Origin of the sequence: Agromyces sp. NPDC058110 (assembly GCF_042884735.1) — a bacterium.
Lineage (GTDB): Bacteria > Actinomycetota > Actinomycetes > Actinomycetales > Microbacteriaceae > Agromyces.
The window spans coordinates 88,145-102,291 of sequence record NZ_JBHVTI010000003.1; the positions used below are offsets into that span (position 1 = coordinate 88,145).

The 14,147-nt window shown below is 70.1% G+C and carries 12 protein-coding genes; 8 read left to right on the top strand and 4 right to left on the bottom strand.

Features of this window, described 5'->3' with window-relative positions; translation table 11 throughout:
• The first annotated feature begins 17 nt into the window (after window positions 1-17).
• From ACFVS8_RS08010 to ACFVS8_RS08045, 8 genes are all read left to right on the top strand, one after another.
• Window positions 18-1,094 (top strand): amidohydrolase, encoded by a 1,077-nt coding sequence (locus ACFVS8_RS08010; RefSeq protein ID WP_387060018.1) that lies wholly within the window; start codon window positions 18-20, stop codon window positions 1,092-1,094.
• 45 nt (window positions 1,095-1,139) lie between these two features.
• Window positions 1,140-2,771, top strand: coding sequence for an ABC transporter substrate-binding protein (locus tag ACFVS8_RS08015; RefSeq protein ID WP_387060021.1), 1,632 nt, complete (start codon window positions 1,140-1,142; stop codon window positions 2,769-2,771).
• Window positions 2,768-3,718 carry an ABC transporter permease gene (locus ACFVS8_RS08020; RefSeq protein WP_387060023.1) on the top strand — a complete coding sequence of 317 codons (951 nt, stop codon included), beginning with the start codon at window positions 2,768-2,770 and terminating at the stop codon, window positions 3,716-3,718. The genes ACFVS8_RS08015 and ACFVS8_RS08020 overlap by 4 nt, the downstream gene beginning before the upstream one ends.
• Window positions 3,715-4,593, top strand: a complete 879-nt coding sequence (locus ACFVS8_RS08025) for an ABC transporter permease (protein WP_387060025.1) — start codon at window positions 3,715-3,717, stop codon at window positions 4,591-4,593. Before ACFVS8_RS08020 ends, ACFVS8_RS08025 begins: the two co-directional genes overlap by 4 nt.
• Window positions 4,590-5,474: an ABC transporter ATP-binding protein gene (locus ACFVS8_RS08030; protein ID WP_387060027.1), complete on the top strand. Its 885-nt coding sequence runs from the start codon at window positions 4,590-4,592 to the stop codon at window positions 5,472-5,474. The genes ACFVS8_RS08025 and ACFVS8_RS08030 overlap by 4 nt, the downstream gene beginning before the upstream one ends.
• Entirely contained in the window at window positions 5,471-6,307 is an 837-nt protein-coding gene (locus ACFVS8_RS08035; protein ID WP_387060030.1) for an ABC transporter ATP-binding protein, read from the top strand. The genes ACFVS8_RS08030 and ACFVS8_RS08035 overlap by 4 nt, the downstream gene beginning before the upstream one ends.
• Before the next feature lie 54 nt (window positions 6,308-6,361).
• Window positions 6,362-7,249: a DNA-methyltransferase gene (locus ACFVS8_RS08040; protein WP_387060033.1), complete on the top strand. Its 888-nt coding sequence runs from the start codon at window positions 6,362-6,364 to the stop codon at window positions 7,247-7,249.
• 129 nt (window positions 7,250-7,378) lie between these two features.
• Entirely contained in the window at window positions 7,379-9,310 is a 1,932-nt protein-coding gene (locus ACFVS8_RS08045) for an MDR family MFS transporter (RefSeq protein WP_387061180.1), read from the top strand.
• A gap of 15 nt (window positions 9,311-9,325) precedes the next feature.
• Here ACFVS8_RS08045 and ACFVS8_RS08050 read toward each other — a convergent pair whose 3' ends face one another.
• From ACFVS8_RS08050 to ACFVS8_RS08065, 4 genes are all read right to left on the bottom strand, one after another.
• Entirely contained in the window at window positions 9,326-10,348 is a 1,023-nt protein-coding gene (locus ACFVS8_RS08050) for a LacI family DNA-binding transcriptional regulator (RefSeq protein WP_387060035.1), read from the bottom strand.
• A gap of 102 nt (window positions 10,349-10,450) precedes the next feature.
• Complete coding sequence (locus tag ACFVS8_RS08055; RefSeq protein ID WP_387060037.1) at window positions 10,451-11,923, bottom strand: GH1 family beta-glucosidase; 1,473 nt, start codon at window positions 11,921-11,923, stop codon at window positions 10,451-10,453.
• Window positions 11,920-12,852: a carbohydrate ABC transporter permease gene (locus ACFVS8_RS08060; RefSeq protein ID WP_387060040.1), complete on the bottom strand. Its 933-nt coding sequence runs from the start codon at window positions 12,850-12,852 to the stop codon at window positions 11,920-11,922. The genes ACFVS8_RS08055 and ACFVS8_RS08060 overlap by 4 nt, the downstream gene beginning before the upstream one ends.
• Entirely contained in the window at window positions 12,849-14,003 is a 1,155-nt protein-coding gene (locus ACFVS8_RS08065; RefSeq protein WP_387060043.1) for a carbohydrate ABC transporter permease, read from the bottom strand. The genes ACFVS8_RS08060 and ACFVS8_RS08065 overlap by 4 nt, the downstream gene beginning before the upstream one ends.
• Between the last annotated feature and the right edge of the window lie 144 nt (window positions 14,004-14,147).

Sequence of the window (14,147 nt, forward strand, 5' to 3'; positions counted from 1 at the left end):
CGGAGCAGAGGAAACAGGTGATCGTGACAGCGACGCAGGAGTCGGCAGGAGTGGTGGCGGCACCACTCGTCGACGCGCACATCCATCCCGACAAGTCGACCTGGGGCGGGCCATGGCTCTCGCGACGCGAGGCCCGGTCCCTGCCGGAGTTCATCGCGAACGACGTCCGGGCCCAAGCCGGGTTCACCCGCTCGGTCGAGGAGCGCGCCACCGCGCTCTTCCGCACCGCGATCGCGAACGGCACGCGCGCCCTCAGGGCACAGGTCGACGTCGGCCCCGCCCAGGGGCTCTCGAACGTCCACGGCGTCCGAGCCGCGGCCGAGGGACTCGCGAGCCTCCTCGACGTGCAGATCGTAGCCTTCCCCCAGCAGGGCCTGCTCACCGCGCCGGGCACCGCAGAACTCCTCGACGCCGCACTCCGCGAGGGAGCCGACCTGATCGGCGGCATCGACCCGATCGGGCTCGAGCACGACCTCGACGGGCACCTCGACGTCGTGTTCGGCCTCGCCGCGAAGCACGGCGTCGACGTCGACATCCACCTCCACGACGGCGGAACCCGCGGTCTCGAGGAGACCGCGCGCATCGCCGAGCGGACCGTCGCGGAGGGCCTCTCCGGTCGGGTCGCGATCAGTCACGCATTCGCCGTCGCCGAGGCCGAAGGCGATGCGCTCGCCTCCATCGCCGACGTGCTCGCCGAAGCGGGCGTGTGGCTCACCACCTGCGCGCTCGGCGGCGATCCCGTGCTGCCCGTCGGCTTCCTCGGGGAGCGCGGCGTGCGGGTCGCGGTCGGCTCCGACGGGGTGCGCGACGCCTGGACGCCGTTCGGCAGCGGGAGCATGGTCGATCGCGCGCACCTGCTGGCCTATCGGACCGACGCCATGACCGACGCCGACCTCGAGCTGGCCTACGACCTCTGCTCCAGGGCGGGAGCCGAACTGCTCGGGCTGCCGACCGCGCCCGTCGATGCGCTCGCCGACGATCGCCTCGAGTTCGACGCCGAATGCCTCGCGCAGGTCGTCGTCGACCGCCCCTCGCCTGCTCGCGTGCTCCGCGCCGGCCGGCTGATCGCCGAATCCGGCGAACTCGTCACCTGACGCACCGATTCCCCGACCCCAGCACCGAGACGAAGGAGTCTTCCGATGCAGCGCCCACGCGCAGTCCCGATCCTCGCCGCGGCGGCCGTCCTGGTCGGCCTGGCGGGATGCTCACTCCCAGGCGCCGATCCGTACGCGTCGGCGATCGACCGTTCCGACCTCGTCACCACCACGCCGGAGGGGTCGGGCGAGCTCGACGAGATCCGCTGGAACCTCCCGTACGAGCCGTTCTCGATCGACGCGCTGCGCTCGTTCAACTACGCCGAGAACACGGTCATCGCCAACCTCTGCGAGTCGATGCTCCGGCTGACGCCCGACCTCGAGATCGAGCCCGGGCTGGCCGAGCGCGTCGACGAGCCCGACGAGCTCACGCAGGTCTACACGCTCCGCTCCGATGTGGAGTTCTGGGACGGCACCGAGATGACCGCTGACGACGTGGCCTACAGCCTGAACCGCCAGCTCGACCCCGACAACGGGTCGTACTTCGCCTCGTACTACGCGAAGGTGGCCTCGATCGAGGCCACCGCGCCGCTCGAGGTCACCGTCCGGTTCACCGAGCCCGACGCACTGTTCGAGCAGGCCATGGCCACGGCGGCCGGAGCCGTCTCGGAGCGGACCTTCACGGAGCAGGCGGGTGAGGCGTTCGGCACCCCGCAGGTCGGCGTCATGTGCACCGGCCCGTTCGAGTTCGGCGAATGGTCGCCCGGCAGGGACCTCGTGATCGAACGCAACGACCGGTACTGGGATGCCGCGTTGCGACCGCACGCCGACCGCGTGGAGTTCAGCTTCATCTCCGACGAGTCGACCGCAGTGAACGCCCTGCGCGCCGGCGAGATCGACGGCCAGTACTTCTACCTGCCGCCCGCAGGCCTCATCCAGCTGCAGAAGGACGACTCGCTGACGCTCGACTACGGCGAATCGCTCGTCTTCCTCGCCCTCATCGGGGCCAGCGAGACCGGACCGATGGCCGACGTCCGCGTGAGGCGGGCCCTGTCTTCGATCATCGATCGCACCGCGATCTCGAACGTGGTCCTCCAGGGCGCCGCACTGCCGTCGCCCATGCTCGCCGGCCCCGACTACTGGGGATACGAGCCGGGCGTGTTCGCCGCGGCGGCCGAGGACTTCGACGTCGACACCGACATCGAGCGGGCCAGGCAGCTGCTCGAGGAGGCCGGCCCCCAGGAGCCGATCGTCATCGCCATCCAGGGCAGCTCCGCGGTCCACGAGCAGACCGCCAACGTCATCCAGGCCGCCGGGCGCGAACTCGGCCTCGACATCCGCACCAAGGTGATCCCGGTCGAGCAGTTCGGCAACCTCTACAACGACCCGACCGCCCGCGAGGGCCTCGACGCCTTCTTCACGACCTGGTACGGGAACTTCCCGGACCCGCTCGAGGCGTACACGATGTTCGTCGACGACGGATACAACAACTACGGCGGGTACGACGACGTCAGCCGCCTGGTGCAGGAGGCCGTCTCGACCCTCGACCCGGCCGACCGCGCGGAGCGCGTCGTCGAGATCCAGGACGCGGTCACCCGCGACGCCCCGTGGATCTCGCTCGCCACGCTCCCGACGATCCTGGTGCAGAACGCGGAGGTCTCGGGGGCCACCGCCTCGATGGCCTATCTCTACTACCCGTGGGCCGCGACCGTCGGCGGAGAGGAGTCCTCGCGATGACCACGTTCCTGTACGTGCTGAAGCGCGTCGGCAGCCTCGCCCTCGTGCTGCTCGTGACGTCGTTCCTCGTGTTCGGCCTGTTGTTCATCGCGCCGGGCTCGCCGCTGTCGTTCCTCCTCGGGCCGCGCGGCGGAACACCGGAGCAGATCGCGGCGATCACCGCGCAGTACCACCTCGACGAACCGTTCATCGTGCAGTACGGGGCGTGGCTCGGCGGCGTCCTGCACGGCGACTTCGGCCAGTCGATCGTGTATCGGCAGGACGTGTCCGACATGATCGCCGGCCGGATCGGCACGACCGCGGCGCTCGTCGCGATCGCGGCGGTCATCATCGCCGTCGTCGGGATCTCGTTCGGCACGTACGCGGCCCTGAAGGGCGGGGCCGTCGGCGGCACGATCTCCTCACTCTCGTCGATCGCCCTCTCGACCCCGGTCTTCGTGATCGGCGTCGCGCTCGTCAGCGTGTTCTCGGTCGCGCTCGGGTGGTTCCCGGTGTTCGGCAGCGGATCGGGCGGGCTCGACACGCTCTACCACCTCGCGCTGCCCGCGATCGCGCTGAGCATCGGCAGCGCGGCCTACCTCGCCCGGATCACGCGAGCCTCCGTCGACGAGGAGCGCGGCCGCGAGCACGTGCAGACCGCCGTCGCCAGAGCGCTGCCGCGGAGCGTCGTCATCCGGCGGCACATCCTGCGCAACGCGATGATCCCGATCACGACGGTGCTCGGCCTCACCGTGGCCTCGCTGATCGCGGGCGCCGTCGTCGTCGAGAACGTGTTCGCGATCGACGGGCTCGGTTCGCTGCTCGTGAAGGCCATCCTCCAGCGCGACTTCGCGGTCGTGCAGGCCGTGGTGCTCGTGATGGTCTTCGGCTTCGTCATCATCAACGCGATCGTCGACGTGCTCTACAGCTTCATCGACCCGCGAATCACCCTCGGGAGGACCGCATGAGCCAGTCCGCACTCGCCACGACCGCACTGCCCGCATTCCGGATGAAGGTGCGCGGCACCTCGGTGCTTGATCGACTCGGCGCGACCGGAGTCACTGCCGCGGCCGTGCTGGCGGTCATCGTCGTCGTCGCCACGTTCGCACCCTGGACCGCGCCCCACGACCCCGACACTCCCGACCTGCTGAACGTGCTCGCCCCGCCGAGCACCGCGCACTGGTTGGGCACCGATGCGCTCGGCCGCGACATCCTGTCCCGCCTCATTTGGGGCGCGCGTCTCACGATCGCCGGCCCCGGCATGGTCATCGTGCTCTCGACGGTGGTCGGCACGGTGCTCGCGCTCACTGCCGCGTGGTTCAGGGGTCGAACCGATGCCGTGATCTCGTGGGTGCTCGACGTCATGTTCGCCGTTCCGGGGATCGTGTTCGCGCTGATCGCGGTCGCGCTCTTCGGACCCAGCTTCGGCACCGTCATCGCCGGACTCACGATCGCGTACATCCCGTACGTCGCCCGAGTGGTGCGCGGCGCGGCGCTTCGCGAGCGGGGCCTGCCGTACGTGTCGGCGGCCTGGCTCCAGGGGCAGCGGGGCGGCTCGATCACCGCCACGCAGATGCTGCCGAACCTCCGCCCGCTGATCGTCGCGCAGGCGGTCTCGGCGCTCGGGTTCGCCGTCATCGACCTGGCCGCGATCTCCTTCCTCGGGCTCGGCGTCCAGCCGCCGACGGCCGACCTCGGCCTGATGGTCAAGAACGGCTTCGACAGCGTGCTCCGCGGCTTCTTCACCGAATCGGCCTCGGCCGGAACGCTGATCGTGCTCATCGTCCTCTGCGTCACCGTCATCGGCGATCGCCTCACCGCGTCGGCAAGGAGCCCCAAGTGAATGCACCCGTCGAATCCCTGCTGACCGTGCGCGACCTGACCGTCGACGCCCCGGGCCCGAACGGCGCCAGGCGTCTGCTGAACGGCGTGGACCTCGCCATCGGAGCGGGGGAAGCGGTCGCGCTCGTCGGCGAGTCGGGGTCGGGCAAGTCGCTCACCACGCGGGCGATCATGCGGCTCCTGCCCTCGCAGTTCCGGGTGGGCGGTTCGATCGCGTACGACGGCGACGAGGTGCTGGAGATGGGCCGCGCCGAGCTCCGGCGGTTCCGCGGACAGGACGTCGGAATGATCTTCCAGGACCCGCGCGCCCACATCAATCCGGTGCACCGGGTCGACGACTTCCTCACCGAGGCGCTGTGCACGACCAGGGGCGTCTCGCGCGCCGAGGCCGAGGAGCGCGCGGTCGCGCTCCTCGCCGACGTCGGGGTGCGCAACGCGGGCCACCGTCTCCGCCAGTACCCGCACCAGCTCTCGGGTGGCCTCCTGCAGCGCGTGCTCATCGCCTCGGTGCTCCTGGCCGAACCGAGGCTCCTGCTCGCCGACGAACCGACGACCGCGCTCGACGTCACCGCGCAGTCCGACGTCATGGCGATCATCGAGGAGCAGCGCGCCCAGCGCGGCCTCGCGCTGCTGTTCATCACGCACGACCTGGAGCTCGCCGCCGCGTGCTGCGAGCGGATCGCGGTCATGTACGCCGGCGAGATCGTCGAGCAGGGGGCGGAGGTCGCGGTCGCGCCGAAGCATCCGTACACCAGGGAGCTGCTCGAGGCCCGACCCAGCATCGATCGACGCGTCGACCGGCTGCCGGTGCTGCGCTACAACCGCACGACCCACGATGCGCTGCGGGCGACCGACGCGCTCGAGACGAGGAGCATCGCATGAGCACGGCCCCGGTCCTCTCGGTACGAGGGCTTCGTAAGGAGTACGCCTCCCCGGTGCGCGGCGGCGAGCGCATCGTCGCGGTCGACGGGATCGACTTCGACGTGGCGCCGGACGAGTGCCTGGCCATCGTCGGCGAGTCCGGCTCCGGCAAGACGACCGTCGCGAAGACGATCGTCGGCCTCGAGCAGGCGACCTCGGGCACGATCGTCGTGGGCGGTGCACCGCGCGTGGGCGGTCCGAAGCGTCACCGCGACCGCGTGCGGTGGGCGGGCGAGGTGCAGTACGTGTTCCAGGACCCGTACTCGTCGTTGAACCCGCGGCAACGCGTCGGCGCGGTCGTCGAGACCTCCGTCGCGGTCCACCGCCCGGAGCTCTCGCGGGCGGATCGTCGATCGGCGGTCGCGCGGCTCCTCGACGACGTCGGACTCGGCGGCGGGTTCGCCGACCGGCTGCCGCACGAACTGTCGGGGGGCCAGCGTCAGCGGGTCGCGATCGCGCGTTCGCTCGCCGCAGACCCCCGACTCGTGATCCTCGACGAGGCGGTCGCCGCCCTCGACGTGTCGATCCAGGCGCAGATCCTGAACCTGCTGGCCGACATCCGCGAACAGCGTCCGGTGAGCTACCTGTTCATCACGCACGACCTCGCCGTCGTGAACCAGATCGCCGATCGCGTGATCGTGATGGAGGACGGTCGCGTCGTGGAGGAGGGCGCGACCCGGCAGGTGCTCGAGCAGCCGGCGCACGAGTACACGCGGGCCCTCGTGGCGGCCGTCCCGCGTGCCGGATGGACGCCGCGGCGCCGGACGGAGCTCGCGCAGCTGGTTCCCGCGTGAGCGCCGCCGGGCGCCGGAACCGGCCGGGGCCGGCGGGCTGCCAGACTTGAGCCCGTGAGCACCGACGAGCCAGACCGCATCATCCACGCGGACAACCTCGCGGTGCTCCCGACCCTGCCCGACGGGCGATTCACGCTCATCTACCTCGACCCGCCGTTCAACACGGGCCGGGTGCAGGCCAGGCAGTCGCTGCGGCACGTGCGCGTCGAGCCGGCCGACGACGAGCCCGTGACGGACGACGCCGGCCCCGCGGCATCCCCCACGATCACCGGATTCGCGGGGCGGCAGTACCAGCGCATCAGGGGAGACCTGCTGCGCTACGACGATCGCTTCGACGACTACTGGGCGTTCCTCGAACCGCGGCTCGTCGAGGCGTGGCGGCTGCTCGCCGACGACGGCACGCTCTACCTGCACCTCGACTATCGCGAGGCGCACTACGCGAAGGTGCTGCTCGATGCGCTGTTCGGGCGCGAGTGCTTCCTGAACGAGCTGATCTGGGCGTACGACTACGGTGCGAAGGCCAAGCGCAAGTGGCCGACGAAGCACGACACGATCCTCGTGTACGTGAAGAACCCGTCGGCGTACTGGTTCGACTCGACGGCGGTCGACCGAGAGCCGTACATGGCGCCCGGGCTCGTGACGCCCGAGAAGGCGGCGCTCGGCAAGCTGCCCACCGACGTCTGGTGGCACACGATCGTCTCGCCGACGGGTCGCGAGAAGACCGGGTACCCGACGCAGAAGCCCGAGGGCATCCTGCGACGCATCGTGCAGGCGTCGACGCGCGAGGGCGACTGGGTGCTCGACTTCTTCGCCGGCTCGGGCACGACGGGGGCGGTCGCCGCGACGCTCGGCCGACGGTTCGTGCTCGTCGACGAGAACCCCGAGGCGATCGCCGTCATGCGGGCGCGGTTCGCGAGCATCGAGGGCGTCGAGTTCGGTTGAGCAGGTCGCGCATGGGCGCGCCGCCCTTCTGGTAACCCCCACTGGGGGAGTAGCGTCGGGCGGGTGACGGCCTCAGCACCGAACGACTCGAATGCGGCGAACACGCCGAGCGAGGCATCCGCCCCGCTCATGACCCACCGGCAGATCCTGCTGGTGATCTTCGGCCTGATGTCGGCGATGTTCCTGTCGGCGCTCGACCAGACGATCGTCGGCACCTCGATGCGCACGATCGCCGACGACCTCGGCGGGCTCGACCTGCAGGCGTGGGTCACGACCGCGTACCTGATCACGGCCACCATCACGACACCGATCTACGGCAAGCTGAGCGACCTGTTCGGGCGCCGCCCGCTGTTCCTCTTCGCGATCGGCATCTTCCTGCTCGGCTCGCTGCTGTCGGGCATGTCGCAGACGATGTACCAGCTGGCCGCGTTCCGCGCGCTGCAGGGCATCGGCGCGGGCGGGCTGATGGCGCTGCCGCTCGCGATCATGGGCGACATCCTCGCGCCGCGCGAACGTGCGAAGTACCAGGGCTACTTCCTCGCGGTGTTCGGCATCTCGAGCGTCATCGGCCCGCTCATCGGCGGCCTGCTGTCGGGTACCGACGAGATCCTCTACGTCGCCGGCTGGCGGTGGGTGTTCCTCGTGAACATCCCGGTCGGCATCGTCGCGCTGTTCATGGTCGTGCGGTTCCTGCACGTGCCCCGGTTCCGCACCGCCGAGAAGGTGCGCATCGACTGGTGGGGCGCGACCTTCGTGATCGTCGCGCTCGTGCCGCTCCTGATCGTGGCGGAGCAGGGCAGCGAGTGGGGCTGGGACTCGGCCTGGGCGATCGCCTGCTACGTCGTCGGCGTGATCGGCATCGCGGTGTTCATCATGATCGAGATCCGGATGAAGCAGGACGCGCTCCTGCCCATGAAGCTGTTCCGCATCCCGACGTTCTCGGTGATCGCGGGCCTCGGCCTGCTCGTCGGCTTCGCGATGTTCGGTGCGATGATGACGATCCCGCTCTACCTCCAGCTCGTCGAGGGCGCTACCCCGGCCGAGAGTGGACTGCTGATGCTGCCGATGATCCTCGGGCTCATGGTGTCGTCGATCGCGAGCGGGCAGATCATCGCGCGCACCGGCAAGTACCGCATCTTCCCGATCCTCGGCACGGCCTTCCTCGCGCTCGGATACCTGTGGCTGACCAACCTCACGGCAGACCAGGGCATCTGGTTCATCATGGTCGGCATGGCGATCGTCGGCCTCGGCCTCGGCCAGCTCATGCAGACGCTGACGATCGCGAGCCAGAACGCGGTCACCGCGCGCGACATGGGCGTCGCGACGAGCGCCTCGACGTTCTTCCGCCAGATCGGCGGCACGCTCGGCACCGCCGTGTTCTTCTCGCTGCTGTTCTCGCGTCTGGCCGAGACGCTGCCCGCCGCGTTCAGCGACCCCGACATCATCGGGCCGCTGACCGAGGCCGCGCAGGATCCGGCGGTGCAGGCCGACCCCGCGAACGCCGAGATCCTGTCGCTCCTGAGCACGCAGGACCCCGCTCAGATCGGCTCGGCGCTCGACACCGACAGCTCGTTCCTCGTGGGCGCGGATCCGCGGCTGGCCGAGCCGTTCCTGGTCGGGTTCAACGACGCGACCGTGTCGGTCTACTGGCTCGGGTTCATCGTGTCCGTGCTCGCCTTCGTGGTGGCCTGGTTCGTGCCGTCGCTGCCGCTGCGCCAGGTCTCGGCCATGCAGGAGGAGGCCGACGCGAACGCCGTCGACCTCGCGGCGGCCGCCGAGATCGTGGCTCAGGGCATCGACGAGGCCGAGGCGCTCACCGACGAGGACGTCGGCGGGAGAGACGTCGCCGAGCAGGAACCGGCCCACGCGAAGCCCGATGGTCGGACGACGGATGCCGCGGCGCGGCGTCGTGTCGTCGCGGGCGTCGTGCCGGGAGAGGAGCACCCCGAGATCGACGAGGTCGCCCACCACGCAGCGCGCCTCTCGGGCGCGCTGCTCGAACCCACGACGGGATCGTTGCACGCGATCGACGACGAGTCGGAACCGGGCCGGCGTTCGTAGCCTTCGCGGCGGGCGTCAGGCCGAGGCGCGCCGAACGAGGTGCGTCGGCATGATGCTGCGGCGGGGCACGTCGTCGCCCGCGAGGTGGCGGAGCAGCAGGTCGGCCATCTCGAAGCCCATCTGCTCGGAGGGCTGGTGCACCGTCGTAAGCGGGATGGCCGACGAGATCGCGGCGGGGCTGTCGTCGAAGCCGACGATCGCGACGTCGCCGGGCACCGACCGGCCGCGCTCGCGCAGCACCGAGAGGGCCCCGGTGGCCATGATGTCGCTCGCGACGAAGATGCCGTCGAGGTCGGGCACCCGGTCGAGGAGGCGTCGCGTGGCCGCGACGGCGCCCGCAGCGGTGAAGTCGGCGGTCTCGACGGCGTCGGTGGGCAGCCCGACGTCGCGCATGGCCCGCCGGAAGCCCTCGAGCCGGTCGACGCTCGCGGGCATGTCGAGCGGCCCGGTGACCGTGCCGATGCGCTGACGCCCGACGTCGATGAGGTGCTGGGTGCCGATCGACCCGCCCTCGACGTTGTCGACGTCGACGAAGAAGTGGTCGCCCGGGTGCGACGGCCGGCCGCCGTAGACGAGCGGCAGCATCATGCCCGCCTCGTGCTGCAGGTCGTCGCCCTCGTGGTGCGAGACGACCAGTGCGCCGTCGACCACGCCGGAGCGAAGGTACCGCGCGGTCTTGTGTCCTGGGTCGGTCGAGGCGACGAGCAGGTTGAGCAGGTACTCGCTCTCGTCCAGGCGACGGGTGATGCCCTGCACGATCGCCGCGAAGTAGGGGTCGCCGAAGAAGAAGGCCGTGTCTTCGGGCACGATCAGGGCGATCGCGCCCGACGTGCGGCTCGCCAGCGACCTCGCGGCCCGGTTCGGCACGTAGTTCAGCTTGGCGATCGCGGCGTTGACCGTGGTGACGACATCGGGGCGCACCTTCGGCGAGCCGTTCACGACGCGGCTCACGGTCGCTCGCGACACGTTCGCCTCGCGGGCCACCTCTTCGAGCGTCGGCGCGGTAGGTCGTGTCTTGATGTCGTCACCCCCCTGCATTCGGTCAGTCTATGTGCGCGTCGACGGCTCCACGATCGGTGGATGCCGGTGGTGGAGCCGTCGACGGATGCCGCTGCGCGGCCGGTTCGCTTCCGCGGCGGCTCAGCCCGCCGCGGGAGCCTCGGGCAGCGCCCTCGACGCGATGATCGCCGAGTAGGCGAGCCCGCTGTCCTTGATCGTGCGCTCCTGGGTGTCGTAGTCGACGCGCACGATGCCGAACCGCTTGTCGTAGCCCCAGGCCCACTCGTAGTTGTCCATGAGCGACCAGTAGAAGTAGCCGTGCACGGGCACGCCCTCGTCGACGGCGTCGAGGATCGCGCCGAGGTGGCCGCGCAGGAACTCCGCGCGGTCGGCGTCGTGCACCGACCCGTCGGGCGCCACGAGGTCGTCGTAGGCCGCGCCGTTCTCGGTGACGAACAGGCGCACGCCCGCGGCATCCGCGTACTCGCGATGCACGCGCACCAGCAGCTCGCGCAGGCCGTCGGGCTCGACCTCCCAGTCCATGACCGTGGTCGGCAGGCCCTGCGGGTGCCAGTGCACGTTCTCGGCCGCGGGGAAGGGCGAGCGCGTCGCGCGGTCGGTGGGCGCGGCGCCCTGCAGCACCTCGGCCGGCGCATGGCCGCTCACGTACTCGCCGTGGTAGTAGTTCACGCCGAGCGTGTCGATGGGCGTCGAGATGATCTCGAGGTCGCCGGGCTTCACGACCGCGTCGAGCCCGAGCGGGCCGAGGTCCTCGACCAGGTCGGCCGAGTACTCGCCGCGGAAGATCGGGTCGAGGAAGAAGCGGTTGAACTGGCCGTCGATGCGGCGCGCGGCGTCGACGTCGGCCGGGTCCTCGGGGTTCACGGCGTGCACGGGCGCGAGGTTCAGCGTGATGCCGAGCTCGAGCTCGGGGTCGCGCTCGCGGAGCGCCTGCACCGCGAGGCCGTGGGCCAGCATGAGGTGGTGGCCGGCTGCGATGCCGTCGGGCACGGACTGGCGTCCGGGCGCGTGCGCGCCGCCCGTGTAGCTGAGGAACGACGAGCACCAGGGCTCGTTGAGCGTGGTCCACACGTCGACGCGGTCGCCGAGCGCGTCGTGCACCGACAGCGCGTAGTCGCGGAACAGTTCGGCGGTGTCGCGGTTCGCCCATCCGCCGCGCTCCTCGAGGGCCTGCGGCAGGTCCCAGTGGTAGAGCGTGAGCCACGGCTTGATGCCGGCGCCGAGCAGCTTGTCGACGAGTCGCGAGTAGAAGTCGAGCCCCTCGGGGTTGACCGGGCCGCCGTCGGGGCGGACTCGCGCCCACGACGTCGAGAAGCGGTAGGTCTGCAGTCCGATGCGCTTCATGAGCGCGACGTCGTCGGCGTACCGGTGGTAGTGGTCGCAGGCGACGTCGCCGTTGTCGGCGTTGATGACCGCGCCGGGCACGCGACTGAAGGCGTCCCAGATCGAGTCTTTCCGGCCGCCCTCGTGGGCGGCGCCCTCGATCTGGTAGGCGGCGGTCGCCGCGCCGAACAGGAAGTCGGCGGGGAACGGGCGGGCGGCGGCTGCAGTGCGGTTCACAGCGCTGGTGTCCTCTCGGAGTTCGATGGTCATCCCTTCACGGCTCCCGCCATGATTCCGCTCACGAGCTGCTTGCCCGCGAACACGAAGAGGATGAGCAGGGGGATGGTCGACAGCAGCACGCCGGCGAGCACGATCGAGTAGTCGACGAAGTGGTTCGACTGCAGCAGCGAGAGCGCGACGGGCAGGGTGGGGTCGCTGCGGTCCAGCACGATGAACGGCCAGAAGAAGTTGTTCCACGCGGTCACGAAGGTGAACAGGCCGAGCATCGCCGCGGCGGGTCGGGCGGCCGGCAGGCCGACCGTGAGGAACGTGCGGAACGAGTTGGCGCCGTCGACGCGGGCCGCCTCGAGAAGCTCGTCGGGCACCGACTGCTGGATGTACTGCGTCATCCAGAACACGCCGAACGCGGTGACGAGCGCAGGGATGATGATCGCGCCGACGTTGCCGGTCCAGCCGAGGTCGGCGAACAGGATGTAGAGCGGCACGACGCCGAGCTGCATCGGCACGGCCATGGTCGCGACGACGAAGACGAGCAGCAGCTTGCCGCCCTTGAACTTGAGCTTGGCGAACGCCCATCCGGCGAGGGTCGAGAAGAAGACCACCGAGAGCGCGATGAGGGCCGAGCTGTAGATCGAGTTCCAGAGGGCGCGCCAGAAGTTCACGGCGGGGTCGTTGACGACCGTGAGGGCGTTCTCGATGAAGTTCCCGCCCGGCAGCCACGACATGTTCTGGTCGCGGATGGTGCCGGCATCGCCGGATCCGATGAGGAGCGACCAGTAGTAGGGGAACAGCGCCGAGCCGAGCACGATCGCGAGCGCGGTGTAGACGAACCAGCCCGGTCGCGAACCGCGCACGGGGCGCGAGCGGAGGCGGCGCTTCGGGTCGTCCGCGTTCGCGGTCACCGAGGCGACGGTGTTCAGGTTCGTCGTGGCCTGGGCGGCAGGTTCCGTGGCGGTCATCGTGCCACCTCCGTGGTCTGGTCTTCGGTTTCGGATGCCGCGGGGCCGGTCGCTCGCGCCTCGGCCGTGCCGCCGCGAACGGTGCTGCCGACGCGGTGCTCGAGGTCGTTGCGCGCGGCGATGGCCGCGGCCCGGCGGTTGCGCCGGCTGAGGCCGTCGCGCGAGCCCTCGTTGCGCACCAGGCGGTTGGTGACGAGCATGTTGATCACGCCGATGGCGAGGATGATGAGGAAGAGGATCCAGGCGAGCGCCGCGGCGCGGCCGAAGTTCCACTGCCCCCATCCGATGTCGTACAGGTAGAGCGAGATGGTCAGCCACTGCGAGTTCGCGCCGCCGGTGCCGAACTGGTCGTACATGCGGGGCTCGTCGAAGATCTGCAGGCCGCCGATGGTCGACGTGATGATGACGAAGATCAGGGTGGGGCGCAGGCTCGGCAGGGTGATCGCGGTGAACTGGCGGAAGCGGTTCGCGCCGTCGATGGCCGCGGCCTCGTAGTAGTCGCGCGGGATGGCCTGCATGGCCGCGAGCAGGATGAGCGTGTTGTAGCCCGTCCAGCGGAAGTTGACCATGGTCGCGATGGCGATGTGGCTCGCGAACGCGTTGCTGTGCCACATGATCGGGGGGAGGCCGATGTTGCCGAGCAGCGTGTTGATGAGGCCGTACTTGTCGCCGAACAGGTTGCTGAAGATGAGGGCCACGGCGACGGGGGCCATGACGTAGGGCAGCAGCACGCCCATGCGCCAGAAGGTCTTGGCGCGGATGTTCTGGTCGAGCATGGTCGCGATGAAGACCGCGAGGATCAGCTGCGGCACGCTCGAGAGCAGGAAGATGCTGAACGTGTTGCGGAGGGCGATCCAGAACTTCGGCTGGGTGAGCACGTAGACGTACTGGTCGAAGCCGATGAAGGTGCCGCTGTTGCGCACCAGGTCCCAGTCCATGAAGGAGATGACCGCGGTGTACGCGATGGGGAAGAGCCCGGTGATCGCGAAGAGGATGAAGAAGGGGGAGATGTAGAGGTAGGGCGAGAGCTTCAGGTCCCACCGGCTGAGGCGGTGGCCGAAGGCGATGCGCCGGGGGGTGCGTTCGGGTCGGACGGGCCGTGCCTGCTCGGGGCTCGTGGCTGGCGGCGTCGCCGTTTCTGTCGAGGTCACGGTCGTTCCTTCGGGGGGTTCCGGTTCGGTGCGAGGGGTGTGGCGGGGGGGGGGCCCCCCCCCCCCCCCCCCCGCGGGGCACCGGACCGGGAGCCCCGACCCCCACCCCCCCCAGCCCCCAACAAACCCCCACAAACAAAATGA

Excerpts from the sequence above, each read along its gene's own strand:
- ACFVS8_RS08015 (WP_387060021.1), top strand. The coding sequence starts at position 1,140 with ATGCAGCGCCCACGCGCAGTCCCGATCCTCGCCGCGGCGGCCGTCCTG.
- ACFVS8_RS08020 (WP_387060023.1), top strand. The coding sequence starts at position 2,768 with ATGACCACGTTCCTGTACGTGCTGAAGCGCGTCGGCAGCCTCGCCCTC.
- ACFVS8_RS08025 (WP_387060025.1), top strand. The coding sequence starts at position 3,715 with ATGAGCCAGTCCGCACTCGCCACGACCGCACTGCCCGCATTCCGGATG.
- ACFVS8_RS08035 (WP_387060030.1), top strand. The coding sequence starts at position 5,471 with ATGAGCACGGCCCCGGTCCTCTCGGTACGAGGGCTTCGTAAGGAGTAC.
- ACFVS8_RS08045 (WP_387061180.1), top strand. The coding sequence starts at position 7,379 with ATGACCCACCGGCAGATCCTGCTGGTGATCTTCGGCCTGATGTCGGCG.
- ACFVS8_RS08050 (WP_387060035.1), bottom strand. The coding sequence starts at position 10,348 with ATGCAGGGGGGTGACGACATCAAGACACGACCTACCGCGCCGACGCTC.
- ACFVS8_RS08055 (WP_387060037.1), bottom strand. The coding sequence starts at position 11,923 with ATGACCATCGAACTCCGAGAGGACACCAGCGCTGTGAACCGCACTGCA.
- ACFVS8_RS08060 (WP_387060040.1), bottom strand. The coding sequence starts at position 12,852 with ATGACCGCCACGGAACCTGCCGCCCAGGCCACGACGAACCTGAACACC.